Below are 3,804 nucleotides of genomic sequence, written 5' to 3' on the forward strand. Positions count from 1 at the left end.
CCCCTATAATCTTGGCATCGCCAATGGCGACCTTGCCAAGAAGACGGGCTGGAACATCGAATTCCGCCGCTTCAACTCCGGCGCCGACATCTTCGCCGCCATCGCATCCGGTGACGTCCAGATCGGCGATGTCGGATCGAGCCCGTTCTCGGCCGCCATCAGCAAGGGCATCGACGTGAAGGCGTTCTACATCTCGTCGGTCTCCCGCGACGGCGAGGCGCTCGTGGTGCGACCCGAAATCAAGTCGCCGGCGGACCTGCGCGGCAAGAAGCTCGCCGCCGCACCGGTCTCGACCGATCACTACCAGCTTCTCGCCGTGCTCAAGCAGGAAGGCATTTCCGAGAAGGAAACCCAGGTCATAGCTATTCCACAGCCCGAGATCGTCGCGGCCTGGAAGCGCGGCGACATTGACGGTGGCTTCGTCTGGGATCCGGCTCTTTCCGAGCTCAAGAAGAACGGCAAGATCCTGCTCACGGCCGGCCAGGTCGCCGATCGCGGCGCGCCGACCTTCGGCGCTCTGGTCGTCACCGGCGCGTTCGCCAAGGCCAATCCGGAGTTCCTCGGCCAGTATGTCCGGCTGATCGACGGCTATAACCAGGCTTACCTGAGCAATCCGGCCGCCTGGGGCCCGGATACCGAGAACGCGAAGCTGATCGCAAAATTGCAAGGCGGCACAGCGGCCGAGAATTCGGAGCAGTTGAAGACGACGGTCGTCCCGCCGCTCGACGAACAGGTCTCCGACAAATGGCTGGGCGGTGGCGAAAAGAGCGCGGTCGCGAAAATCCTCAAGGACACCGCGGGCTTCCTGAAGGACCAGCACAAGATCACCTCGGCCAAGGACAGCTACGCGGCCTTCGCCGATCCGCAATATGTCGAAGTGGCCAAGGCCTCGAACTAGCAATCCCTGAAGGAACCCCGATTTGGCTGGCGCGCCAGCCAAATCGCCCGGAGGCCACCATGCTTCGAATCCGAGATGCCAGCGTCACCTTTCCGGCTTCCGATGGACAGGACGTACATGCGCTCGATCACGTCTCGCTCGATATCGCCCCCGCTTCCATCGTCGTCGCGGTCGGTGCTTCCGGGTGCGGCAAGTCGACGTTGCTGAACGCGATCGCCGGCTTCCTGCCGCTCACCGAAGGCACGATCACGCTGGACGGACGGGAAATCGCGGCGCCAGGCGGCGATCGTGGCGTCGTGTTCCAGAAGGATACTCTGCTGCCATGGGCCAGCGTGCTGGACAACGTCGCGCTCGGCCTGAAGTACCGGGGGGTTTCCCGCGCAGAACGCCACGAGCGGTCAAGGCGCCTGTTGGAACTGGTCGGCCTCGCCGATTTCGCCGAAAAGCCGCCCTACGAACTGTCGGGCGGCATGCGCCAGCGGGTCGGCATCGCGCGGGCGCTGGCCACAGATCCGAAGATCCTCTTGATGGACGAGCCGTTCGGCGCGCTCGACAGCCTGACGCGCGAGACGATGCAGCAGCTTCTGGCCTCAGTCTGGGCCAAGACGGGCAAACAGATCCTGTTCATCACCCATTCGATCGAGGAAGCCCTGACGCTCGGCACGACGATCGTTGTGATGTCGCCCCGGCCAGGTCGTATCGTCGCCCGGTTCGACGCCGACTTCGTGCGCGACTTCGCCGAAAGCGGCGACATCGGGCCGATCCAGTCCCATCCGCGCTTCATCGAACTGCGGAAGGAAATCCGCTCGCTCATCCATCAGCCGGAAGGCGCCCGCACAGGAACCTTGCAATGACGCTTGCCGCCAATTCCCCAACCACATTCCAGACTTCGACCGCCCGGCGCGCGCCGCCGGCTCGGCCACGTCGATCCGCATCGACGAACACACTCGGCATCAGCCTGGTTACGCTTGCGTCGCTGATTGCATTGTGGTTCCTCGCCGCACGCTTCGGCTGGGCGTCACCGCTGTTCCTGCCGTCGCCGGCCGAGGTCCTGGCCCAGTTCAGCGCCGTCGCGGCCGACGGCTATGCCAACGACACGCTTCTCAACCACACGCTGGCAAGCCTTGGCCGCATCGCCGCGGCTCTGGGCGCAGGAATCGTGCTGGGTGTTCCCCTTGGCCTGTTGATGGGCCTCAACCGTTGGATCAGGGGGATCTTCAGCGTTCCGATCGACCTCTACTGGGGCTTGCCGCCCCTGGCCTATCTGCCGCTGCTGATCATCTGGCTCGGCATCGGCGAAACCTCCAAGATCACGCTCCTCACGCTATCGACCTTTGCCCCGATCTGCTTTGCCGCGCAGGCCGGAGTCCGTTCAGTGCCCGTTGAGCGGGTCAATGCCGCGCTGTCCCTTGGCGCCAGCCGCCTGCAATTGTTCACCACCATTATCCTGCCATCCGCATTGCCGGAAATCCTGACCGGCCTGCGAATTGCCATCGGAGCCGGACTGTCCACCTTGGTCGCGGCCGAGTTGATCGCGGCGCAGTCGGGGCTCGGCTACATGATCATGTCCGCGGCCAACTTCCTCGCTACCGACGTGGTCTTCGTCGGCCTCATTGTCATTGCCGCCCTGGCGTTCGCCTTCACGAGCGGCATGCGCTGGCTGGAGCACCGCCTCGTCCCCTGGAAGCGCAAGCTCTGACAACTGCCCGTCAACACACCCCCTGTCACTGAAGGAACAATCCGATGTCCAGCAACATCCGCCCGCTCGATCTCTACTGGTATCTGCCGACCCATGGTGACGGCCCCTATCTCGGCACCGACGAGCGGCACCGGCCGGCAACCTTCCGCTACCTCAAGGAGATCGCCCAAGCCGCCGATCGACTTGGCTTCAAGGGCGTGCTCTTGCCTACCGGAACGCGGTGCGAGGACGCCTGGATCGTTGCAGCCGGCCTGATCCCGCTGACCGAACGGCTGAAGTTCCTCGTAGCGCTCCGGCCGGGCAGTGGGACGCCGGCCCTCTTTGCGCGCCATGCCGCCACGCTGGACAGGATTTCGGGCGGCCGGGTGCTGCTCAATGTCGTCACCGGCGCGGATCCAGCCGACCTCGCCGGTGACGGCAACAAGCTCAACCACGACGACCGCTACGCCCAGACCGACGAGTTCCTGACCATCTGGCGGCGAATCCTTTCAGGTGAACCGGCGGATTTCGAGGGCAAGTATCTTTCCGCCCACGGCACCGACATTTCCTTCCCGCCGGTTCAACAGCCCCATCCTCCATTGTGGTTCGGAGGTTCGTCCGACGCCGGCATTGCGATCGCCGCCAAGCACGTGGACGCCTATCTGAGTTGGGGCGAACCGGTGGACCAGCTCGCCGAAAAGATCGGGCGGGTCAGGCAGGCCGCAGCGGCGCAAGGCCGAACGATCCGCTTCGGCCTTCGCATCCATTTGATCGTTCGCGAAACTGAGGATGAGGCCTGGGCCGCCGCAGACCGACTGATCAGCCGCGTCACCGACGACCTGATCGCCGAGGCCCAGAACGGATTCGTCAATATCTCGGAATCGGTTGGACAGAAGCGCATGTCGGCTCTGCATCAGGGCCGACGAGACCGGCTGGTTGTCGGTCCGAACCTGTGGGCCGGCCCCGGGCTGGTGCGTGGGGGTGCTGGAACGGCCTTGGTCGGAAATCCCGACAACGTTGCCGCACGCATCCGCGAGTATCAGGAGATCGGGATCGAAACGATCATCGCGTCCGCCTACCCGCATCTGGAAGAGGTCTTCAATGTCGCGGAACTGCTTTTCCCCAAGCTCGGGCTGAGCGGCGAAGCCGCACCGGCGGAACGCAGTTGGGACGTCGAGTTCGGACGCGTGCAACCGGGGGTCGTCGCGTCCGAACTCGACGTCCCAAC

General features: G+C 64.4%; 4 protein-coding genes. All 4 read left to right on the forward strand.

All coding sequences use genetic code 11. The annotated features are described in order from the left end of the window. Positions 1 to 898: ABC transporter substrate-binding protein (locus tag EN780_RS29250; protein ID WP_128276030.1), on the forward strand; the 898-nt coding region annotated here is incomplete at its 5' end. A 59-nt stretch (positions 899 to 957) separates the two neighbouring features. Next, positions 958 to 1,752, forward strand: a complete 795-nt coding sequence (locus tag EN780_RS29255; RefSeq protein ID WP_128276031.1) for an ABC transporter ATP-binding protein — start codon at positions 958 to 960, stop codon at positions 1,750 to 1,752. Then, on the forward strand, positions 1,749 to 2,597 hold the full coding sequence (locus EN780_RS29260; RefSeq protein ID WP_128276032.1) for an ABC transporter permease subunit: 849 nt from the start codon (positions 1,749 to 1,751) through the stop codon (positions 2,595 to 2,597). The genes EN780_RS29255 and EN780_RS29260 overlap by 4 nt, the downstream gene beginning before the upstream one ends. A gap of 44 nt (positions 2,598 to 2,641) precedes the next feature. Continuing rightward, positions 2,642 to 3,804, forward strand: a 1,163-nt coding sequence (gene ssuD / locus EN780_RS29265) for an FMNH2-dependent alkanesulfonate monooxygenase (RefSeq protein ID WP_128276033.1), incomplete at its 3' end; no start/stop codon positions are given.

It is taken from the genome of Mesorhizobium sp. M4B.F.Ca.ET.089.01.1.1 (assembly GCF_004022605.1).
GTDB lineage: Bacteria > Pseudomonadota > Alphaproteobacteria > Rhizobiales > Rhizobiaceae > Mesorhizobium > Mesorhizobium abyssinicae.